Origin of the sequence: Coleofasciculus sp. LEGE 07092 (genome assembly GCF_015207375.1) — a bacterium.
GTDB lineage: Bacteria > Cyanobacteriota > Cyanobacteriia > Cyanobacteriales > Coleofasciculaceae > LEGE-07092.
In genome coordinates, this window is the sequence record NZ_JADEWY010000061.1 from 17023 (window position 1) to 37637 (window position 20615).

General features: G+C 48.4%; 14 protein-coding genes and 1 pseudogene. 4 read left to right on the top strand and 11 right to left on the bottom strand.

From position 1 onward, the window contains the following. Positions 1-9: 9 nt before the first annotated feature. From IQ257_RS15790 to IQ257_RS15805, 4 genes are all read right to left on the bottom strand, one after another. Positions 10-1203 (bottom strand): XRE family transcriptional regulator, encoded by a 1194-nt coding sequence (locus IQ257_RS15790; protein ID WP_193874205.1) that lies wholly within the window; start codon positions 1201-1203, stop codon positions 10-12. Beyond that, a complete protein-coding gene (locus IQ257_RS15795) occupies positions 1200-2678 on the bottom strand; it encodes a 7-cyano-7-deazaguanine synthase (RefSeq protein WP_193874204.1) in 1479 nt (492 codons plus the stop codon). Before IQ257_RS15795 ends, IQ257_RS15790 begins: the two co-directional genes overlap by 4 nt. After that, positions 2650-3288 (bottom strand): hypothetical protein, encoded by a 639-nt coding sequence (locus IQ257_RS15800; RefSeq protein WP_193874203.1) that lies wholly within the window; start codon positions 3286-3288, stop codon positions 2650-2652. Before IQ257_RS15800 ends, IQ257_RS15795 begins: the two co-directional genes overlap by 29 nt. Positions 3289-3677: 389 nt before the next feature. Continuing rightward, positions 3678-4931 carry an MFS transporter gene (locus tag IQ257_RS15805; protein ID WP_193874202.1) on the bottom strand — a complete coding sequence of 418 codons (1254 nt, stop codon included), beginning with the start codon at positions 4929-4931 and terminating at the stop codon, positions 3678-3680. A gap of 101 nt (positions 4932-5032) precedes the next feature. Here IQ257_RS15805 and IQ257_RS15810 point away from each other — a divergent pair, with 101 nt between their 5' ends. The 3 genes from IQ257_RS15810 (at position 5033) to egtC (ending at position 6969) form a co-directional block, all read left to right on the top strand. Beyond that, positions 5033-5689 carry a hypothetical protein gene (locus IQ257_RS15810; RefSeq protein WP_193874201.1) on the top strand — a complete coding sequence of 219 codons (657 nt, stop codon included), beginning with the start codon at positions 5033-5035 and terminating at the stop codon, positions 5687-5689. Continuing rightward, a complete protein-coding gene (locus IQ257_RS15815; RefSeq protein ID WP_193874200.1) occupies positions 5686-6114 on the top strand; it encodes a type II toxin-antitoxin system VapC family toxin in 429 nt (142 codons plus the stop codon). The genes IQ257_RS15810 and IQ257_RS15815 overlap by 4 nt, the downstream gene beginning before the upstream one ends. Positions 6115-6177: 63 nt before the next feature. Continuing rightward, the gene (egtC, locus tag IQ257_RS15820) at positions 6178-6969 is read left to right on the top strand and encodes an ergothioneine biosynthesis protein EgtC (protein ID WP_193874199.1); all 792 of its coding nucleotides are present in this window, start codon (positions 6178-6180) and stop codon (positions 6967-6969) included. Between the two features lie 91 nt (positions 6970-7060). On the opposite strand, the gene IQ257_RS15825 is transcribed toward egtC, so the two are convergent. Further along, on the bottom strand, positions 7061-7507 hold the full coding sequence (locus IQ257_RS15825; RefSeq protein ID WP_193874198.1) for a hypothetical protein: 447 nt from the start codon (positions 7505-7507) through the stop codon (positions 7061-7063). A gap of 103 nt (positions 7508-7610) precedes the next feature. Beyond that, the gene (locus IQ257_RS15830; RefSeq protein WP_193874197.1) at positions 7611-7799 is read right to left on the bottom strand and encodes a hypothetical protein; all 189 of its coding nucleotides are present in this window, start codon (positions 7797-7799) and stop codon (positions 7611-7613) included. Between the two features lie 379 nt (positions 7800-8178). Between IQ257_RS15830 and IQ257_RS15835 the strand changes: the two genes are divergently transcribed. After that, positions 8179-9477 carry an ergothioneine biosynthesis protein EgtB gene (locus IQ257_RS15835; RefSeq protein WP_228060751.1) on the top strand — a complete coding sequence of 433 codons (1299 nt, stop codon included), beginning with the start codon at positions 8179-8181 and terminating at the stop codon, positions 9475-9477. A 147-nt stretch (positions 9478-9624) separates the two neighbouring features. On the opposite strand, the gene IQ257_RS15840 is transcribed toward IQ257_RS15835, so the two are convergent. The 5 genes and pseudogenes from IQ257_RS15840 to IQ257_RS15860 form a co-directional block, all read right to left on the bottom strand. Next, entirely contained in the window at positions 9625-12240 is a 2616-nt protein-coding gene (locus tag IQ257_RS15840; RefSeq protein ID WP_193874196.1) for a glycosyltransferase family 2 protein, read from the bottom strand. Between the two features lie 69 nt (positions 12241-12309). After that, a complete protein-coding gene (locus IQ257_RS15845; RefSeq protein ID WP_193874195.1) occupies positions 12310-14907 on the bottom strand; it encodes a cellulose biosynthesis cyclic di-GMP-binding regulatory protein BcsB in 2598 nt (865 codons plus the stop codon). A gap of 263 nt (positions 14908-15170) precedes the next feature. Then, on the bottom strand, positions 15171-16499 hold the full coding sequence (locus tag IQ257_RS15850; protein ID WP_228060752.1) for a glycosyl hydrolase family 8: 1329 nt from the start codon (positions 16497-16499) through the stop codon (positions 15171-15173). Continuing rightward, the gene (locus IQ257_RS15855; RefSeq protein WP_193874194.1) at positions 16484-18772 is read right to left on the bottom strand and encodes a tetratricopeptide repeat protein; all 2289 of its coding nucleotides are present in this window, start codon (positions 18770-18772) and stop codon (positions 16484-16486) included. The genes IQ257_RS15850 and IQ257_RS15855 overlap by 16 nt, the downstream gene beginning before the upstream one ends. Positions 18773-18880: 108 nt before the next feature. Continuing rightward, positions 18881-20615, bottom strand: a pseudogene (locus tag IQ257_RS15860) (hypothetical protein); the annotation flags it as partial.

Consider the following 20615-nt stretch of genomic DNA (forward strand, 5'->3'; position numbering starts at 1 on the left):
CCATGATTCTTATACCTGGCGCAGATCTAAATGAGTAGTTTCCTCCATTATTCCGCTTGAATACTCTCGCAAACCTGTTGCAATGCGACGGGCTTCTAGGCGATCGACGGTGAGGAAATCTGCGAAGCGCCCTTCAGTAATAAGCCCCTGATCTAGTGCCTCAATAGCAAGGTGTTGGTAGTGGATGGGAATCATATCAGTGCGTTGTGGGATTTCTTCTAAGCCAAGCTCTTGCTGTACTTTTCTAACTTTCAGTCCCCGATCGCGCAGGCGATCCCAAGTTCCCGATGGTAAAAGCTTGATTGCTTCTAATCGATTAACGAGGGCTTCAATAGATACGCTATAGTAGTGAGCCAAAGTAAATAAATTAGTTGGAGTGAACTTGCCATGCGCTTGGTACATATCATTGAACCGTTTAAGCAAGCCACTCGTCGGCATTAGAAAATAGTCTGGGAAAGTGTCAGCTAGTCGTTCACTCTCTGGCTTCCTTTGGTACTGCTCCTCATAGTCGAGTACAGGCTGGCGTCGATGGGCAAGAAAGTGAAGATATTCATGAGCCAGCGACCAACGCCGTCGCTCTTCAGGGTGGTTGGCGTTAATTGCTATACACCCACCGAGTTTTTCATCGTAGCTGTATATCCCTGAATATTTAGATGGCATCTCTAGATAGAAAATGCGAAGCCCTACACTCTGCTCTAGGATGTCTCGCAGAAGAGGAATAGGACCGTCTCCAAGCCCAAGCCGCTGGCGTTCTGCGATCGCAATGCTCTCCGCAGCAGCCGCGCTCGGCATACCCATTACCTCATAATCTTGAGGATAATTCTGTGGGAGTGGTGCATCCATTATCTCCTCAAGCTCCATATAATTCCGGCACAACTCCTCTAAGCGCAAAATGACGGGTTCGATCTGCGACTCTTCTACGTCATTTCGTCGGTAGGCTGCTCGGAACTGAACCTCGAAAGGTTGCACCACGGGACGTGATTGAACAAAATCACTAACTGCTCGTCCGTAAGCACGGGCAAGTTTGATTAGCTCAGTTGGCTTAAGACGACGCTCTCCTTTCTCGATCGCAACCATAGTTGTACGTGCAGCATCAATGACTTTAGCTGCATCAGCTTGGGTCATGCCGCATTTATTACGCGCCTGTTGCAGGAGTTCGCCCAATCGACCCATATCAATGTTGTCAAGGACGTTGTTAGTCATGGCAAGAGTCCCTCAACTTTGTGGAGTGACAGCTTTGAAGATACTTGCTGATTGCTATCTTTATCCAAGAACTCCTCTTCAATCCGCGATTTTACGGTATCCCATTCAGCAACGTAGGTTTGATAGAGCTTGAGCAGACGGCTCTGCATTTCAGCAGGCAGTAAACTTTCTGCCGCAGCACTTCGATCAACGATGTCGTCTAGCTGAAGAAACTCTCTAGTTAAAGCTTGCCATTGAAAATTAGGGTTATCTGAAGCACTAAGCAGGCGACGGAAAGTACGGACTTGTGTGAGCATATGGTGCAGATACAAGCTTGTATCTCCTGCTGGGCGTTTTCCATGAGGCACAACATAGCGAGTTCTATCTTTTATTTTTGAAGCAGCAAGCGCCTGCTTTCTCAAAATACAAGAGGAGCAGTACCCACACTGAATTGGTCGCTTACGGTGTGGACTGTCGCATGACATAGTTAGCGGTGGCAGGTCGCTTCTCCTGTCCTCAGCTAAAGCTTTGCTCATTTCGGCTTTAGTCCAGAAGAGGAATGGGTTACACACTCGAAACTCTTCTCCCAAAAGCTCTGAAACGACATCGCTCACCATAAGCAAAGTCAGCGGATGAACAGAACGGGAGTGATCTAATCCCACAGCAGATGCGCGGTATGGAAGATTGATCGCACCGATTCCGTTCTCATACACACAAAGAACTTTCTGACCCATTAGGTACGCATAGGCAGCACCAAGTAATGTAAACACAACACCTCGCGCCCTGAGGATATTATTCTTTTGATGCAAGCTGCTATCAGAGAAACGGATTGGAACTCGGCAGAGATTGAGGCGATTGGGGAAGGAAGGCTGGAGTGCTTTAAATACAAGTTCTTGACGAGCATAGACATTATCATTACTGCCAGTTCCAAACATCATGAACGATGCTGTATGACTTGTTTGAAATCGGGTATAAAGACCTGCAAGAGCATCAAGTCCACCACTCCATAGTGCCACCTCACACTCTTCGGGTTCATTTGGAAAAATCCATTCCTCCTGTTCAACAATTCGTCCTGGCACGGTTCGTTTTTGGAAGTCAAAAGTCCATCGACTCCCAGTAACCCACCCAAGCAGAGTTTCTAGCTTTACTTGAAATGAACTAGTGTTTAGCAATTCTGGATGACGCACTGGAAGTACTATACGAATGCGGCTCTGCTCCCGGCGCAGATGTTGAACAGCAAGGCGATCCGAAGCATGGATTGCAACAGCAAGGTCAATCAGATCGGCAACGACGGATGGAAACTTTCGCTGAACTCGGCATCCAAACTCCCTATCATCCACAGTGAGTCCAATGGTACTCTCCTTGTTCCTGAAGTGATCGACAAAGCAAACAGATCCATTGCTATTCAGCACGGGACTAAAACGCAATGTGTAATCGCTATCGTGGGTGTGGTGCTTCTTCATGATTCTAATCCGCAGAGCATAGGAGATCTTCATCCAGGTCTACTGGCTTCAATTCAGGGCGTCGCGGCAATCGCAGGTTTGCTACGCTTTGAGTTTCAGTTGCCTTTTTAGCCCATTTGCTTATCGCAGTAAGAATATCTGCCTGAATCTCCTCAATACGCCCTGTAAGAGTCACTTCGTCAATCCCAGCGTGATGTTCAGAGGTTAGCGGGATGCGTTCTTTAAAGTCTGATTCGTACACCTCGTACATATACTGCTTTAAGATTGCCTCTGAAGCGTTGTCAACATCTATTTCTCGCCCGTACCTGAGATCGTGAAGAACGCCCTTAGCAGCACGAAGAGTAAGCTCCTTAAGGTCAGGTCGCCCATCGACTTGTCCAGCTAAGGTATCAAACTCCCTATTTAAAGCAGCCCAATCCACAGAGCCATTCTCACCAGCATCGTTGATAGCTCGCTCTAAGCTCTCCCCCATGCGCTTGGCTAGCATGACAGGAAGATCACCTTTTCTCATGAGGTCTCGCTTGAGCGCTTCCCTTGTCACGCGAGCGCATTCATTTCTATCAGCCTTTCCTTCACAAAGCCACTGGTACGGCTTTTGATAGAGCCGCGCGAGCCTACTGTGAACAATATCTCCGTCTGGCATGGTCAAACCTCCGAAGCTTGGAGCTGCTTCTATGATGAAGTTAGACAATTAACCTGACAATGTCAACTATCAATTTAAAATAATATGCAAAAATGTCAGCTTTTAAAGCCAATTCCCTGACTATACACCGACAATCCAGATGCGTGATTATTTTCTGTTTGTGGAACAATCAGGAATGAGCGCTCATGCCTGCCAGCTAATACCTGACTGCAAAAGCTATCTTGTTTGAAGACAAATCCGAATGTGAGTTCAACGGATAGTCAATTGTGTGATTCCGACAACCTTTTTTCAAGTGCCGTACCGCCAAACCCTTACAAATAAAGGTGTTGAAGCTATTTTTACCCATCTCCTCAAAAAACACCTACCCACTGTCGGAAATTTTACTTCCCCTAACCCTTCTCCTGAGTCACCAAAATCTGGTTGAGGTACTGCAAAATTACTATCCCAATACCAATGCTAGCTGCCGCAATTAGCCAAAAGCTGTGAGCCACTACCCGCGACTGATCCAACGCCCACCCTCCCATAGGAGGACCAATTAAATAGCCAATCGCCCAGCATTGAGAGTTAATCGATAGGTAAACTCCCCGCAGAGACTCTGGAGCTAAATCCACAACCAAGGTAGAGGAAGAGGGAGTATAAGATACCAGCGCGATCGCTAAAATTCCCAGTGCCAAAATTGCCCAAATTAACGGATAGCTTGACGCCACTCCCGTCAGCCAAACCATCACAAACCCGCCCCCCCACAGCAGTAGCGATACCATTAAAGCATGGGGACGGCTGAAACGATTGAGCGATCGCGCCACAGGTAACTGACAAAGGACTGCAACCACAATATGCCAGCTAAAAAGACCGCTAATTGTTGTCGGTGAAAATCCCCCATCTGACTCGGCTGCCGATACAAAATTTGTAAAATACAACGGCATCGTACTTTGTACCTGGGCAATATAAGTAGTGAACAGGATATTCACCAGAACATACACCATCAAACGATGATCGCTGAACGCAACACCCCAACTCTGATGAAACCGCCGCTGATGATCTTGAAACTGAAGGGTTTCTGCGATCGCAAAATAGATAATGGCAAAAAATACGACAAAAGAAATGCCATCAATAACAAACAAAGCCCGATAATTTCCAGCAGTGGCAATCAACGCCCCACCCAACACCACACCGATACCTAACCCCATACTATCTGCCAGTCGGGTAATCGCAAATGCCTCATTACGTTGGTCTATCGTCGTTAAATCAGCAACCGCTGCTTCTGTAGCGGGCCAATACAACCCAATCCCCAACCCCATCAACAAATTCCCCATAACCAGAGTCGGAAAGTTGTAGGTTAAAGCTAATACGACATCAGCCAACGCTGAAACGGCTGCCGAAAGTAATAAGGTGCGCCTACGTCCCCAAAACCGGGAATCTGCAAAGGAACCCCCCAAAAAACGACCCAACACCCCCGAAACCGACGCACTCCCCAAGGCAATACCCACGGCTGTGGCTGATAATCCAACCTGGTTAACGAAAAAAATCGGAGCATAAAATAGGGTGAATCCCGAACCCACTTGAGATAGTAATCGACCCGCAGCCAGAATCCAAACTTGGTGACTCAGTTGCGGTAGCCAAGAAAGCAGCTTGTGCTTGAGCATGGAAATAGGAGGGTATAAATCAGACCTTACTTAGGATAAGAAATTTTTATAGTTTTGCCCTGATAGGGACGCTGAATCTGTCAAAATTAGGAGAATCAACCATGGAAATGTCGATTAAAGCAGCGATCGCAACTGCACAAGTTCAAAACCGCTTTCTAAATCAAACCGAACTGGAAGTTGTTTTCGGTTGGCTCAAACAAGCCGAAGCCCGCCGAGACACCGCCGAGTATTTACAAAAAAATGCCCGACTCCTGATTGATAGTGCTGTCCAAGCAGTATCCCAGCAGTTTCCTGAGTATACCTCTGTATCTGAATGCGCCGATGGTATTGATTACTGTCTGCGCTTGATTCAATACTGTTTATTAGTCGATACCACCGATCTACTCGATGAGTATCTAATTAATCGCTTCGACGAAATCAGCCAGACCTTCAACCTATCACCTAACGCTGTAACTACAGCTCTTGAGTACATTCAGAACAATCACAGTTTAACTGACCAAGCCGCGATCACCGTTAATCAGTATCTCAATTATGCGATCAACACCCTGGTCAAATTAGGAGAGAAGGAGAAAACCCTTGCCCAGAATAGTAATGGCAAAGTTGAGGTAGAACGTACCTATGACCCAACGGCGAAACCTTTCTGGCAAAGGATTGTAGAGATTGGAGAACAGGTTCCAAAGGAGGAATGGGATAAATTGCCAAGGGATTTTGCTCGTAATTTTGAACATTATATGTACGGCGCACCTAGAGAAGAATGAGGCGTGTATTCCTAGATACCTCCTATTTGCAAGCACTTGCCGATCCTGGTGACGATTTGCATAATCGTGCTCAAGCCGTTACAGCAAGCTTGGATTCGTTTTTTGCACTCACTAGTGAGATGGTGCTGGTTGAACTGCTGAATGCTTTGTCTGGAGAACGATATCTTCGTCAGACGGCTATCCAGATAACCCATGAGTTGCGGGGTAATCCGAACGTAGAAATCGTCCCGCAGACAAGCGAACAGTTCGAGGAAGCGCGGCAATCCTACCAACAACGACTAGACAAGGGCTACAGCCTCACCGACTGTGCCTCAATGCTGATTATGCGGGAAAAGGGTATTCAGGATGTTCTAACTTACGATCAGCATTTCAAACAGGAAGGATTCAATGCATTGCTCCGAAAAGATGAGTATGGCGTTTCCTAGCGTCGTGAGGTACATTTAGCTTTCTTACCCACTCCCCCAACTCCCAACTCCCAACTCCCAACTATGTGTCGATTGCTTGCCTACCTGGGTTCCTCAATTCAACTCAACCGCATCCTGTACAAACCCGAACATTCTCTCATTGTCCAGAGTTATCAGCCGAAGGAGATGACTGCTGGCGTGGTTAATGCCGATGGGTTGGGTGTTGGCTGGTATCACCCCCGACAAGATGTTGAGCCGTTTACCTACAAAAACACCCTACCGATTTGGAACGATACTAACCTGCCCGAATTGAGTCGGTATGTCGAGTCAGGATGCGTTCTGGCGTATATTCGTAGCGCCACACCCGGTCAAGGACTAGATGTGGGTAACTGTCAGCCGTTTAGACGCGATCGCCTTTTATTCACCCACAATGGTTTTATCAGCAATTTCCGCCAAAGTCTATACCGACCCATACGCGATCGCTTGAGTGATGAAATCTACCAATCCATCCACGGCACTACTGATTCCGAGCATATTTTTGCATTACTGGTTAATGAGTTGCAAGCCTTTCCGAATTGCTCCATCCAAAAAGCCTTGCACAATACATTAACAACGTTGACTCAGTTAGCCAAAGAGTATCAAGTTAGTTTTTCTGCCAACGTAGTCGTTAGTGATGGACACTGCCTCATTGCCAGTCGCCATGCGTATGGAACTTCGACTCCCACACTGTACTGGTTGAGCGATAACCCAAATTACCCCGATTCCGTAATTATTGCATCTGAACCCCTCTTTGCTGGGAATTGGCACAGTTGCCCCGAGGGTAGCATTATCAACGTGAAGAAAAATCTAGACGTTTGCATTGAGCAACTCATTTAGTCCGAGCAGGTAGGCGACGCCAGACAGATGGGGTAAGAAAGGGCACAACACGATGAAATAGTTTGGGTTGAGCTACGGCAAAACCCAACTGTTACCGACGCTCGTTCCTGTCACAGCTCATATCCCGACGCAAATCCCGTTCTACACTTCGCACAACGTCGTCCAAAATCTCATCAATATCGTCATCCTTATCATAGGAATAGGTATTGCACTGAGAGGTACTATAGGTTTCGCGGCGATTGGGAACAGTGTTTCGTTGACCGGTGTAGGAACGACCATAATACCCGTCATCATAACCTCGGGAAAATTCCCCACCTGCCGTGCGTGGTTCATAGGTTTCTCCTCGGCGAGCCATTTCTGCACCTTCGCGATAGCCATCGTCGTAAGCGGTGGGGTGACTGCCCGGATCTTTAATCATGCGCACCTGTTCGACAGGATAGCAGTAGGTATAGGTCTCAGATCGAGCAGCAGGGGCAATTAGGAGGAGTGCAGGTGCTGTGGCGAGAGTCATGAGACTGGCAGAAACGATTCGCTTCATGTTCCTATCCTTTGAACGTGAATTCCAATGCAAACGGATACCGTTATTAGATTAGCCTGTCCGCTTTTCTTTTGTTTGACAGGAGTGCAGATATCAACGGATACTACTGGCGCCAATCTGGAAATTTACCTTGCAGACAAGCAGAAATTTCTTCTGTCCAGGACTCATCTACTGCTTTTATCCACGCCTCAAATTTGTCTTCTGTTCCAGATTTCAAACTTTTATACTGTCGCTTGAGTAAAATTTTTTTGGAGTTACCTGACTGATTATTGGTTGCTTTAGATACGGTCACGGTCGCTCTCCACTGATTGCACTCAATAAAATCGTGGCTATGGCTTACTTCACCATAGTTTAGTATTTTCCGGGAATTATTAGTAAATTTAATCCATCAAAATTATTGATGATTATCATCCTTTTGGGGGATGCTTTATAGATCTGGGTTTAATATCCAAATCTAAAAAGAGTGAATTGAAGAACGTTTATTTGCGATCGCTATCAGTAGTTAGTAAAACTTATAAAAAACTTAAAAAACTCCAAACAAACGCAAAATAGAGACATCCACTGCCGTTGTACTCCCCTGTATCCCATCACCTCTGTTGCTGGTAAACCCCCATTTATCAGAAACTAGAACAGTTGCTCAAAAAGTAACCCAATCGGGGTGGGAGGAAATTTTGCAGTTTACATCCATTGATGCACTGAGAGAGGCAATCCGCGATGCTATGGTTCAGTGTCGCATTGGCACCCTAGAACTCTTTGAAGGGATTGATGAAGTTACCTTTCGCAGGCAAGCTCATTCCGAGTTCAGTCCTGTAGGTTGGCATTTAGGTCATATTGCCTTTACAGAAGCCTACTGGATATTACAGCGCTGTGCTGGCTTGAAGCCAATCTTTTCTGAATATCATCAACTCTTTGCGGCTGACGGCTTACCGAAAAAAGAACGGGAAAAATTACCACCACTATCAGAGATTTATCATTACCTGGATACCGTCAGAACTCAAGTTTTCACGTACTTAAAAACCGCACCCCTAGACCAACAGGAACGCCTGTGGCGCTGGCTACTTCAGCACGAAAGCCAGCACTCTGAAACCATTGGGTTTGTGTTGCAATTGCAGCGCTGGCATCTTCGGGAACGGCATCAAGAAAGGTGGGTTGGAAGTCATACCTTCCCCTCCCCTGTGGAACCTCCAGCAGGGATGATTGAAATTCCTGCGGGTGAGTTTGAGATGGGCAATGAATCGATTGAGGCAATGGATAACGAACGCCCGCGCCATCGGGTGTACCTGGATGCTTACCAGATTGACTGCTACCCCGTCACCTGTGGCGAATACCGAGGGTTTATAGAGGCAGGGGGGTATCAGAGCGATCGCTTTTGGTCGGCGGCAGGGTGGAAGTGGTTACAGGACAACCCCGTCGCGCAACCCCTCTACTGGTCGGATAACCCCCTGTGGGACAATCATCCTGTTTGCGGTGTTAGCTGGTATGAAGCCGAAGCCTATGCCAAGTTTGTCGGTAAACGATTACCAACGGAGGCGGAATGGGAAAAAGCTGCCAGTTGGGATGCAGCTATTGGGCACAGTCGCACCTATCCTTGGGGAGATGTACAACCGAGCGATCGCCTGTGCAATCATAGCAATACTGTTGGGCAAACAACGCCTGTGAATGCTCACCCAGCAGGGCAGAGTGTCTATGGCTGCTACGATATGCTGGGTAATGTTTGGGAATGGACGGTCAGTTGGTTCGACGACTACGAGGGATTTACTAGCTATCCTTACCGGGGTTATTCTCAGGCTTATTTCGATGGAAAGCACCGGGTACTTAAAGGGGGTAGCTGGGCAACTCCTCCATGGGCGATGCGATCGAGCTTTCGTAATTGGTACTATCCAGGTGTTCGCCAGATTTTAGCAGGGTTTCGCTGTGCCTGTAGTTCTGAAGGGGTGCATTCGAGTTTGGTCAAAACACCCAACGACTGAAGTAAAACCGAAGGATATCAACGTGCAAGTCTCCCCTGAAGCTGTTTCTATTAGCCGCTAAATATCGGGCTTCTGATTCAAACTTTCTCTGAAAGACTTCAGGGGGCGACAAGCGCCCCCAAAGCCAGATATCAAACGAACAGATTATCAATGCAGTTCTCTCACCAATTGTTTGATTTTAGCCGCTTGCCGATCTTTAAACTGCTCTGGGAAACCTAACTCCATTGCGACTTTTTGAGACGTAGAGCTGCTGTTGTCTGAAATGACTTCTATGGATAAGATTTGAGTTAAAAAGCGCTCTCGGGATTGACTGCTAGCATTCTGACTCAATAGTAAGCCAATTAACGGCTTTTCTTGCAGCATTTTCTGCAAGTTTTGGTCTTGAATCAATTTCGCATTGGAGGTAATGCTGTCATCTAATTCTAATCGTAAACTCGCGGTTCCTATAGCAGTAACCGCCGCTAAATAAAAATCACCATCCCAGTAAAGCTGACCTGCGGCGTTTACTCGTTTGCGTACCTTCGGAGCTCTGTCCACTTTAAACTCTTGGAAGACCCGTAATAAACCCGTGGCAAGGAATATCAAAGATTCTAGGGGTCGATCAACGTAATCGCGCTTCTGGGAATACCATTCGTTGACATCTGAATACGTTACCAACGCTAAATTATCTCGTTGAGCCTGGGTGGGTTCGATAAACTTAATTGCTAACTCAGTTTGATCATCACCAACCAGCGTTCCCCGGATAATTTGCGCATTCAGAAACGCCCTAGCTCCGAAATCCCCCACCAATTCAACTTCCACTTCATCGGGTAAATTGGGTTGACCTTCTAATAGGACGCGAGCACCTGTTTCTGACATATCTAGGCTTATACCATTCCAGCTTTGGTCGTAACTGTAAATGGTAGTCCGCAGGCGTCGCCCCAAGCGGTGGGCGGTACGCTCTTGGGGTTGTTCAAAACCAACCAGCAAGGCTGCCATCAGGAGAATTAGGTTGAAGATACACCACAGGGCGTTAACCAAAACGGCTTCTGCATCCTCCGGTCGCAAGATCAACCAAAAAGGAACGGCAAGTAAGCCCGCAATCACAATCGCGGTTATTCCCAACAAACCACGCATGGACTGCCAATCAAAGTTCGTCAGACTGAATTCGCGTTTGATTAACGTCATATCCTTGTCCGTAACGTTAAACGAACCCAGATTGGGGTTAATCAGCGCCATGAGGGTGACATACCCGGACTGGAACGCCATCACGAATTCAAAAATCTCGTTCCAGAACGAGAAGCGGACGTGCTTGAACGTGATGTAGTTGGCATTCAGGGAGAGGAGAATATGGGGCAGGGCGTAGGCTACGGTTTCTAAACCCAAACCCGAAATCGGGTTGATGCCAAATAGTAAAAATAGGGTGGGAGCGATCGCATACATCAACCGGGGATAGCCGTAGAAGAAGTGCGATGTCGCACTAAAATAACAAATCCGCTGCGGAATACTCAGATTCAGTTTGCGGTTAAACACAGGGTTTTCAATCCGCAGAATCTGAGCCATACCCCTTGCCCAGCGCACTTGCTGACCTACATAGGAGGCAAAGTTTTCAGGTGCCAGACCTGCCACCATTATTTTGTCGTAGTAGATCGACTTGTATCCCAAGGAATGCAGTCGAAATGCTGTATGGCAGTCTTCCGTTACTGTCTCTGTAGCAATCCCGCCAATCTGAAGCGCGTACTCTTTGCGAATGACTGCTGCCGAACCGCAGAAAAAGGCAGCATTCCAGAAGTCGTTACCTTTTTGCAGTACCTTATAAAAGAGTTCGTTTCCTACTGGAATTCTGCCACCCGTGCGCAGGTTGCGCTCAAAGGGGTCGGGGTTAAAGAACCAGTGGGGAGTTTGTACGAATGCTACTTTCGGGTCAAAGAAAAAGCCCACTGTATGCTGAAGGAATTGTCGGCTGGGGATATGGTCGCAGTCTAAGATCAGCACCAAGTCGCCACCCGTGCGACGAAAAGCGGTGTTGATATTACCCGCCTTCGCGTGTTCGTTATTGTCCCGTATCAGCATGGTACAGCCGACTTCTTCGCACATTTTGCGCAGCTTCTCCCGACGGGCTTTATACTTTTCAGCCCTGCCATCATCCAAGACATACACTTGTTTTTTGTCCGCTGGATAGTCGATTGCTAAGGCTCCCAATGCTGTCTTGCGGACAATTTCGACATCTTCGTTGTAAGTGGGAATATAGATATCGACTTTAAACCATTGGTCTTGAGGATAGGCAGAGAGATCAACCGGTTCCCGGTCTTGAATTTTAACGGTTTGAACGTAGGATAAAACCAAGGTCAGGATGGCATACAGCTCCGCCGTTAACAACAGCACACAGAATGTGCCGTTGATCCAGGTATCGAAATTTAGGGTGTAGCTCAGACGGTAGAACAGATAGCGGGCTGTAGTCACAAGACTCAGCCAGACCAAAAATAGGTGGTAATATTCGCTGATTTGCTTGTCACTTGTCTTTGTCTCCGCTCGCACGACTACCTGCCCAATTGTCAAAAGTAGGATCGCCACAGCACCCTGCTGCCAAACTTTCAGGGGTGTAACAATGAGGGGAACCGTTACAAGTACCAGCAGTAAAATGAGCCACTTTAAATGGCTCAATCCCAACCGTTCTAGTCCCCGGTCAAAAGACCGGGGCAGGATATCAACAAGCCAGTCGGTTGCAAAAGGACGCTGAGGACGAAATTGCGTCAACCGGGATCTGAAGGAGGAAAACGACATTGCAAGAATGTGGGTCAGGGGTTATTAGTCATTAGTTTTTATGAGTCACTAATGACAAAGGAGAAAGAACTAATGGCTCTTTTGATCGCTGAGGCGTTTGAGATAGAGCTGGGAAATCCCGTACAGCAGGATTGCTATTGCAAACACCCCAGCAGGTAAGAAGAACCAGTTGTCCTGAATAAAACGAGAGGCTTTACCCAGCAGACTGGTATTTTCAATGCGACGAGTTGCGGGGGCGCGTTCCAAAAACTCTATCTTGTAAGCATCGGGGTCATAGCTAGCGGTATCTTGTTGATTGCTGCTAATGAGTGCTGTATCCTTCTGAAGTTGGAAGAACCAGGGGTCTCTCAGCAGAATCTGTCGCACCCGTTCTAAACCTGTTTCCGTTTGAGAAGATAAAGCCAGAAGTACCCGTTCGCCGTTATTCGGGGACACAATTTCCTTAATCAAGCCTTCGTTATCCGGCAGGGTTTGGATGCTTCCTTGACCCCACTGACGGGCAAAGGCATCCCGCAAGCGGAAGCCACCAGACTGCAATACATCAGGAAAAGGAAATTGCTCTCGTGTACCAATTCCCACCAAATGTTCGTCCTTAAGAACCTCAGGGGGCAATGTGGTCGTTGTGTAAGCACTCAGTTGAATCGACTTTGACTTACTCAGTCGCCCTAAGCGTTCGCTAAATGCCAGCATTGTTAGCAAGTCTGTATCTGTAGGAGATTCTGGCACTACAATTGCCGTTTTCGATAAATCCTGAGGGGCGGCAAAGGGGAACCCAGACTGTAAGAGTTCCAAATCTGGCAGTTGAACGGATTGTTGGCGATTGAGATCGAAACTCGTATCCGCATGAAGAGTACCTGTCAGTTGCTGGTCTGTTACCTTACCGCATACTCCCGGTTCTCTGGGGTTGAGCCGGAACGCTACTTCCAGCTTGGACGTTGGTGTAATCAGGTCAGCCGGCAAGTCCACCTTCAGGCTTTTGTTTCTGGCACCCTTTTCAGAAGTTAATCGCGCTCCACCAATAAATACTCCATCCAATAACACTTCTATAGCAGAAGTTCTGGGATTAACTTGGGGTCCGTAGCTGTAACGCAGGTTCATGGAACTGCCCCGCGTAAATTGGTCGTCGGGTAAGGCATGAAAATCGATTTCGATGGGGGGGGAAGCAGAACCCCGAACCGTGATATCTTGCAGAGGTTTCCCATCCTCTTGGGTTTTGATTTCGCTGAGTTTAAAGGAATTGCCGATTGGCAAATAATCAGTCCACTGGCGGGGGGGGGGTGATTTAACCTCCGGAAGTGTGTCCACTAAAACTGCCTGACCTGTACCAAACTTCCTCGTATCTGGCTGTACCAAAAACTGTGCGGCTTTGGCAACACCTTCTGGACTATTTCCCGTGACCACTAATACCGGTACCGCACCATCGAGGGTTGTGGTCATCATCAAAACACCAACATCCCCAGGTAGAGCAGCCTTATTTCCATCTAAAATTTGGTTTTCAACAATAGTAAAGGGCAGGTCTAAATCCTCTAAGGCGGGTTGCTCGGCTGGAGTCCCGATTATGACCAAACGCTCTCCCCACTCTGTTTCCTCAATATCTTGCACGAGGCGAGTCTCAATGGGGCGAAACTCCGCCATTCTGCCCAATGCCGCCTGGAAGCGAGACGCCGCCGTTAACCAAGTTTCATTGGCGGTCGGCAACAGGTAAGTCATGCGGTTGGTATCTAAACTCAGGTCGTCAAAGAACGGATAGGGATAGCGACTGAAGTTCAGGGGGATAGCTTGGGGCTGGTATTCAAACTGTAATTCTGAATCGGGCAGAACTTCAGTCCAAAGGGTCGGATCGCCAGAGTCGCTACATTCTGGATCATTATTCTGTCGTGCTACAATAACAAGCTCGTTATAGTCTTGAATCAGCCGCGATGGAACCTCAAACAGCACGCTGCCTACTTGAGATTGCTGACGATTGAGCGGCACTGAACCTATACTTGTGCCATTGACCTGCACTGTCAGGTTAGAGCGGCTGGCAATGAGGGCTGGCGAATGTTGGAACCGGAGCAAGGCTTTTGCCGATTGTACCTTCCAGCCACGGGGACGGGTAAAGCCTAATCGGGCTTCGGAATAGACACCCCGCATACGGAAACGATTGCCCACAACCGGAGAGCGGTTGAATTGCAGGACGTATTCGCCGGTTGGTAAGTCTTCAGTCGCTGTAGTCTCTTCTGCAGCTTCCGGTGCTGGGCGCGAAGGACGTTCTGGCTCGGCTGTAGAAGGGCGTGCGGTTGCTGGGGCTTCCGTTGCTGGAGCAGCAGGAGTTCTTTTGGGTGGAGCGCTTTGGGTTCGCTGCCGTGCAGGTGCGGGTGCAGTTTGTTTTGGAGTCGAGGGAGGACTGGATTTTTTGGGGGGAGAAGCCGGAAGCGGCTTGTAGACTGGAGTCTTAGTGGGAGCACTGGGTAAGGTATACTCACGGATTAACTGGTCTTCCTGCTCTTGGATGCCGCTCTCGCTTTGGGCTGATACCAGGGTGGCGCTCATCCCCAGCCCTAATATCAAGACACCACAGAGTAGTAGCAGCCACAATCGCGTTTTGACGGGTGCAGGGTTAGAACGATTTCGCCTACGATTGGCAGTAGCGGGTGTGGGTTTGGAGTAGGGAAACAAGCGTTTCATAGGGGTGTATCTTACTTTCTTTTGGGGGGATACCTAGTTAACTGTACAAACCAATTTTTTGGCTATTTTGTTTGATGTCTCACTGTAGTAGACTTGCCAAGCTTCAGATTCTGCCTGACTTGAGGCAGTCGCCTACAGCAGAAGACAAGGAGAGTCTAGAGAGAAAAAAAGAGGGAGCTGTTCAGATTATTCACCGGAAAATTGACATTGATCGCTCCGGTCTTTATAATCCTTTTATCTTGCTTGCTCCGAGACAACAATTACTAAGGTTTTAGGAGTTGGGGATTAATTACAGTGGTAGGTAGCAACCCTAACCAAGCGAGATTTTGAGTATAGTAGGCAGATTCATCATCCCAAATCCCCTGGTTGTATCGAGGCAAGAGTTTTTGCTTGAGCAACTGTTGAGCCATATCGGGGTTAACTGAGCGCAGAGCAAGGTATAGCATGGCGTACTGCGAAGTGGCTTCGTAATTCACAAGAGATTTACCCTGTAGGTCGATCCGAGCTGGTAGGCGCGATGACGAGCGCCATTGCGTCTGGAGAAGTTTGGTGGACTCATTGAGATAGCGCTGGGCTGCGGGCGCTCCAAACAAGTCGGCATCCCAAGCTACGCGCCACCAGACCCGATAGGCATCAAAGCTATACACGCTTTGAAGTTTGTGGGTAGACGGCATGGGTTGGAATTGACCCGTTTGGGGATTGAGGGCAATCCAGTCACTCGGCAAGCCTACAGTTGAAACTTGGGAGGACTTTTCGAGGACTTGATAGCTACTGTCTACCAAACTCAGCCAGTCATGTTTGGGATCGACTTGGGCAAAGAGGCGAAAAGCGTAAGGGGCGAAATAAGACGGATTGAGATAAATTGTAGATGCAGAAGGCGCAAAGGCTGCCTTGGGTCCTGGCAGAAGATAACGTTCCCCCTTGGGTCCAGCTACAGTGGACAATTCCCACAAATCTTGTAGCTTGAGTTGAGCCAACTCTAGGTAGTCGGGACGATTCCAGCGGCGGGACGCCCAAATCAGAGCCGTAATCGCATCAATATCAGCATCGCTAGCAAAATTGCTGTCGATTGAACCCCAGTTACCAGATTTATCCTTACCCCACAGCCAAACCCAAAGTTGGTCAACGGGTTCACCGGTAGCGGAAAGCCGATGGAGGTTCTTTTCCGCCCAATCGAGAGTAAGGGCAAATATAGTAGGGTCATCAATCAGTACAGCCCTGAGCATAGCGTAAGCTTGTCCTTCGGAGGTAGAGCGATCGCTAGCTTCGTAGTCAATCACTCGCCCATCTTCTTGAATAAATTGCTGTTTGTAGATGACCCAGCTTTGTTCGAGTATATCCTGGTTGGCGGTTCCTGTGGGTAAAGATGGTGAACTTACCACCGGGGAAACCGTTGTGGTTGGTGATGGCGATAAAGGCGTTTCAGGTTCTTCAGTAAACGAGATGGAAACGCAGCCGGTTAAATTTGACACAACTACCACAACAGCCACAGCCTTTAGAACGGGCTGAAGCCTTGGAGCCAAATCCCTAAATTTTAAGAATACGACTAAAATTAACATCTTCTCGAACTGGTCGATTAATACCGTTCCCATGGAGGTTGGAATCCCCGCCGTTGCAGGAAATCCTCCTGGATTTGCTGTCTCTGACGGGATAACTCGCCGCTAATTGTTCCTCCTCTTTGAATTTGTTCGACTTGCAGCACTTCAAGATCGGCAAGCGCCTCTAGCTGAAAATCTTGTACCCGTTTTAAGCCAATTAGTGCCTGACGAATGCCTATATCATTCGGGTTAAGAGCGAGTGCTTGAGAATACAAATTGCTTGCATCCTCAAACCGTCGCTGTCTAAAGCGAACGCCACCCAACGCTGATAAGGCTTCCCGATTATCAGGTTGAGCTGATAAAATCAACTCGTAAGCCTGCTCTGCCAGATCCAGATCGTCGATCGCTTGCGCTACTTCCCCTTGTAAGAAGTAACTGCGAATGTTACTGGGATCGCGAGCCACTAACTGCGCCACCCGCACCCGTGCCTGCTCCGGACTGCGTTGAGCGATCGCTTGAATTGCTCGAATTTGTACGGGTATGTTGCTCGGATCAAATTGCAGCAAGGCATCGTAGAGTGCTTCTCGACGAGGGTCTGCGGGTAATGCCGCCACTAGATTAAATAACTCCGGCGGTGCAGTCGTCGTCGGTTGCGTCTGTAGCCAATAATTAAGAACGGCTTCAGCTTGAGACTCGGAAATTAACTCCGCTTCATAGGCAAGGCTGGCGCGAGCAAGCTGGAGCGTCGCATCCTGAGGATTTCGAGCAATTAATTGATCGAAAACCGCTAGCGCCTCAACGGGGCGATTCTGCTGTAGGCGAACGCCTGAAAGCCCTTGCAGAGCCGCATTGAGAATATCCCGGTCGGGGGGGTTACTCGCAATTAACCCTTGGTAGCGCTGGGCGCTGGCTTCTAAGTTGCCCTCCCGACGCTCGATTTCCGCCGCTAGTAACTGGGGCGCAAGGTCGTTTGCTCCCTCCGGCGTTGCCGAGTAAGCGGCTAGAGCGCGTCTTGCCCCTGACAGATCGTTGTTTTGTAGCAACAGTTGAGCAATTCGGAAATTCAAAAAGGGAGCGTTAACTCCTGCTTGAAGCAAGCTGGCGTAGATGGGTAGAAATTCTGGTCCCGGCGGATCGATGGCTGCCAGACTTTGGGCAACCTGTCGCAGTTCGGTGGGATCGGTGGGAAGCGGTTGCAGCGCACTTAACAAACGTGCTCGAAGTTCAGCTTGGGAAATCAAACCTAACTCATTCTCCAACGCTACCTGCTTCACTAACAGACTGCGATCGCTCGGTTGGAGTGCCAGCAATTGTCGGTAAAATTGCAGCGCCGTTTGCTGTTCGCCCGGTATCCCACTGAAGATATCCGCAATTTCCCGCAACAGCCTCGGCTCTGGATTGGGAGTTTGAGCTAAGGCTTGACGGTAGAGATTGGCAACTTGTTCAGTAAGGGCAGTATTACCCGTTTGATTGCGAATTTCATTGAGTGATCTTGCTAGGGGTAAGGTAGCATTCGGGTTGCCCTGCAAGGGTGCTAGTACTGCCAGGGCTTCATTGGGTTGTTGATTAGCCAGATAAGATTGAGAAAGGGCAGCACGGATCAAAATAGCTAAGTTGGGGTCTTGTAAGGTTTGTGGCGCTCTGAGTTGGGCTTCTAAAACCTGTACCGCCCCAGCCGGATTGCCTGTTTCTCGTAAAGCACTAGCATAAGCGATCGCCGGATATCCGGTAATCTGATTGCCACTGGCGAGGTAGCGGTTAAATAATTCCAGTCCTTGTTGAGGATTGCCACTATTGGTATAGGTTTCGGCAGCACCTAAGAGCACGTTCGGCGTGGTGTTGCTTCGTAGTACGATTTGATAGTCAGCTAATGCCTCAGCAAAGCGCTGCTGATAGCCGTAGAGCTGCGCCCGCAGCGCCCGTGCTTCCGTGTCATTGGGATTAAGATTCAGCAAGGTAGTTAGTGCTTCAATCCCCTGGACTTGCCATTCCGATCGATAGGTTCCAAACAAACCGATTGACTTCAATGCTAGCTCGTTGGTTGGGTCTTGAGCCAATACCCGTTGATAGGCATTCCAGGCTTGCTCAATTAATCCCTGCCGCCTATAGGCAATAGCTAGACCGAGCTTGGCATCTAAAGATTGCGGATAGCGCTGCACCGCTTGCTCAAAAGCAGCAATTGCATCCTGCACCCGTCCCTGACCCAAGAGCGAAAACCCTTCTCTAACGGCTGCGGGTACGGTTTGGGCGTAGGCAGCCGGCATGATGTAAACTATCGGGATGCTGGCGGCAAGTCCCGCTATCCCTAACCCAATTATCTTAGTCATTTGTCCTTAGTCATTTGTCCTTAGTCAGCGAGTGGCAACGGATTCCGTAACGGATGTAACAGATAAGTTATCAGTTGGTGTTTGCTAATGCTCAATGACCAATAACGATTACTCTCTAGGCAGTACATCAAACTCAGTTTTCACGCGCACGCCGACATCGGTTTCAGAAAAACCATCGCGCTGCTGTAGCGAAAACCCGAGCCGCAAATTGGGTAAAAACCGGAAATCGTAGAACAGCTCCAGTACGTCTGGTTTTTCTCGACCTTGATTGTTCGATAAATTCTGACCGTAAGCTAATCCCAGTCGGTCGTTTTGGGTAAACACATCCAAGAACGTGACGCCGAAACTGTAGGTATCACCTGCCTCATCCAGCTCTCGGTTGATATACCGACCGTAGCGACCAAATACGCCCATATTCCACTCAGGAATAAAGTATTCGGCATTAAGTCCGTAAGCCTCTTCGCGGTCTCCTGGCTCTAATCCAACCTCTCCATCACCCCTGGCGATTGAGAAAATTTCTTGGAAACCCGTATCTGAACCTGCATCACGAGAGGTGGAATAGGTGCCGCGAATAATAGCATTACCATAGCGGAGGCCGATTTCGCCGGCAAAACCATCTAAGGCGAAGTCTCCTATACTCGAAGAAGACGAAAAGGCGGCAGCTTTGGCTTCAATATTATCAGTAAGAGTCCAGTTAACGAGGAATCCCGGATGAGATGCAATTCCAGTCGCACTCAGAGCTGGATTGGTCTGAAAGGCGGCGTTGAAGAAATGAGTGACTCCATCTTTGGCAAAACTGTTGCGATCAAAATAAGATGTTAGGTCTAACTGACCAACTACAAAGCGTAGGTTAGGCAAATCGTCAAAAGGAGCCGTAGCCAAGTAAAGCTCGTTGATGTTCAAACCTTGGTTGGGAGAATCTGCCAAGCTACTATCATCGCTCGTTAGATCGAGAGTGGCACCAAAGAGTAATTTGGGAGTTAGTGGATAGAGTCCCGCCAGCCGTGCCCGTCCTACGGATGAATCCCCCTGAACAACATAGGTTCCTTGCACCTGTAATGATGGCTCTCTCAACGCTGTACTCCGCAGTAGGGAGGAGTCTTGATTGGGCTGTACTTGTCCTAAACCTGGAGGGGGAGCAAGGTTAGGATTGGGAGCGTTAGGTAGGGCAGGAGGTGTTTGTGGGAAGGAGGGGGACTGTCCAAGGATTGTGTTGTAGTTGTTCGGCTGCCCTGGATTGGAATTAACGGGTTGGGGTAAGGGAACTTGACCTTGTGGTGCATAGGAATACTGCCCCGTTGCTGGATTGTAGTTAATCGGTACTCCTGGATTGGAATTAACGGATTGGGGTAAGGGAACTTGACCTTGTGGTGCATAGGAATACTGCCCCGTTGCTGGATTGTAGTTAATCGGTACTCCTGGATTGGAATTAACGGATTGGGGTAAGGGAACTTGACCTTGTGGTGCATAGGAATACTGCCCCGTTGCTGGATTGTAGTTAATCGGTACTCCTGGATTGGAATTAACGGATTGGGGTAAGGGAACTTGACCTTGTGGTGCATAGGAATACTGCCCCGTTGCTGGATTGTAGTTAATCGGTACTCCTGGATTGGAATTAACGGATTGGGGTAAGGGAACTTGACCTTGTGGTGCATAGGAATACTGCCCCGTTGCTGGATTGTAGTTAATCGGTACTCCTGGATTGGAATTAACGGATTGGGGTAAGGGAACTTGACCTTGTGGTGCATAGGAATACTGCCCCGTTGCTGGATTGTAGTTAATCGGTACTCCTGGATTGGAATTAACGGATTGGGGTAAGGGAACTTGACCTTGTGGTGCATAG